Origin of the sequence: Streptomyces sp. NPDC058289, assembly GCF_042880975.1 — a bacterium.
Classification (GTDB): Bacteria; Actinomycetota; Actinomycetes; order Streptomycetales; family Streptomycetaceae; genus Streptomyces; species Streptomyces stoeckheimensis.
Window position 1 is genome coordinate 1 of record NZ_JBHVYI010000201.1, and the last position, 2,117, is coordinate 2,117.

Annotated in this window: 1 protein-coding gene and 1 pseudogene; both read left to right on the forward strand. The window is 66.5% G+C overall.

Features of this window, described 5'->3' with window-relative positions; all coding sequences use genetic code 11:
• Positions 1 to 188: 188 nt before the first annotated feature.
• Entirely contained in the window at positions 189 to 434 is a 246-nt protein-coding gene (locus ACFVX6_RS40810; protein WP_285574222.1) for a hypothetical protein, read from the forward strand.
• 142 nt (positions 435 to 576) lie between these two features.
• Positions 577 to 2,020 (forward strand): annotated as a pseudogene (locus ACFVX6_RS40815) (NF041680 family putative transposase).
• The last annotated feature ends 97 nt before the right edge of the window (positions 2,021 to 2,117 follow it).

A 2,117-nucleotide genomic window follows, 5' to 3' on the forward strand; every position in this document is an offset into this window, starting at 1 on the left:
CAACGTTCTCTGGGCCATGCTCCGCGACGGAGCGTGCTACCAGCCCGCACCATCAGCCACGCAGACGGCTTGACATCCCTATTGGGAAGTTCTTTTTCTTCCGGCCTCGACGCCGAAGGTTGGGCAGGCAGCCGCGTCACCGTTGATCTGTGACGCGCCACAGCGCGCTGACCTGGCAAGATGCTCACATGGAAACTGGGTTCCCCTGGGGGTCTACACCAACCGTCGATCTCCGCCTGTGGCGTGCTGACGCGATCGTGCTGTTCGACTGGCTGATGAGCACCGACCTGAACACCGTACCGATCACGCACCCGGCTCAGAAGCAGGCTCTCGCAGACCTGCTGGCACGCCTGGAGGAGGTGGACATCATCGAGTCCACCGGTGAAGAGATCGCCGCAGCCCAGGCCGAGGTGGCCAAGAACATGGGGTGGTAGGGACTCGCTTGAGGTTCGGGTCCCCTCGAAGGGCGCCTCGAACTGAGTCGCTCACATGGAGAATCGCCGGACATGGGGGGCGGCCTTCGTCTGATCATGTGCTCCGACCAAGGTGCACGTGACCCCGACGAAGGCCGTGAGGGTGAGTCTGCTGCCTGATGCTGTTCGGAGGGAAGCGTTCGCGGAGGCGTCACGCTTCCGGGGCGAGTTCTACGAGTGTCTGACCGCTCGGCGCGACGAACTGTTCGAGTTGGTGGACGCGGTGCTGTGTGCCGATGGGGCGGTGAAGTCCCCGGTGGACTTGACCCTTCTGCCCGAGCATCGTCGCGGGCACGGAGCAATGTACGGCGGCTTGAACCGCGGCCGGATCGACGTCGACCGGCTACGGACGCTGCTGGCAGGGCTGCCCTTGCCGCGGTTCGACGGCGGACGCCTGGTCTTGGCGGTCGATGTGTCACCGTGGCTCCGCTCGGACGCGCCGTGCTCAGCGGAGCGGCTGTTCTGCCACGTCTACGGGCGCGCGAAGACGGCCTCGCAGTTCATCCTGGGCTGGCCCTATTCCTTCGTGGCCGTGCTGGAGCCGGGTGCCACGTCCTGGACCGCGATCCTGGACGCGGTCCGGCTCGGCCCGGTCGACGACGCGACCGCGATCACCGCCGATCAGCTCCGAGGAGTCGTTGAACGACTCATCACCGCGGGGCAGTGGCAGGCCGGGGACCCGGCCATCGTGATCGTCAGCGATGCCAGCTACGACGTCACCCGCCTGGCCTGGGTCCTGCGTGACCTGCCGGTCGAGCTGGTCGGACGGGTCCGGTCCGACCGCGTGATGCGGCTGCCGAAGCCACCGAGGATGCACGGCGTCAATGGCCGGCCGCCCAAGCATGGCCCCGAGTTCCGCTTCACCAAGCCGGAGACCTGGCCCGAGCCCGCGATCACCACGGTCACCGACACCACCAACTACGGCAAAGCCGAAACCCAGGCATGGGACCGGGTCCACCCCCCGACTCACCCACCGCTCCTCCTGGCTCGACCACGACGGCGAACTGCCCTTGGTTGAGGGAACGCTGATCCGCCTGAAGGTAGAGCACCTTTCCAAGGAACGAGATGCTCCGCCGGTGTGGTTATGGTCCTCCAAGATCGGCGCCACCCCCGACGATGTCGACCGCTTCTGGCAGGCGTTTCTCCGCCGCTTCGACCTGGAGCACACCTTCCGCTTCGTGAAGCAGACACTCGGCTGGACCACCCCGAAACTCCGCATCCCTGATGCGGCGGACCGCTGGACCTGGATCCTGATCGTCGCCCACACCCAGCTCCGACTCGCCCGGCCACTCGCCGCGGACCTCCGTCGGCCCTGGGAGAAGCCCACCGCCTCCGATCGGCTCACCCCGGCTCGGGTCCGCCGGGGGTTTCGGAACATCCGCGCTCACCTCGCCTGCCCGGCCCGTGTTCCCAAACCCCGAGGCTCCGGCCCCGGACGGCCACCCGGCGCCAAAAACAAATACCGGGCACCCCGCTACGACGTCGGCAAAACCGTCAAACGACCCGAGACCCTCAAGGCCATCGGCAAGCCCGGAAGATCTTGGTAGATAAAGAACTTCCCAATAGGGATGTCAAGCCGTCTGCGTGGCTGATGGTGCGGGCTGGTAGCACGCTCCGTCGCGGAGCATGGCCCAGAGAACGTTG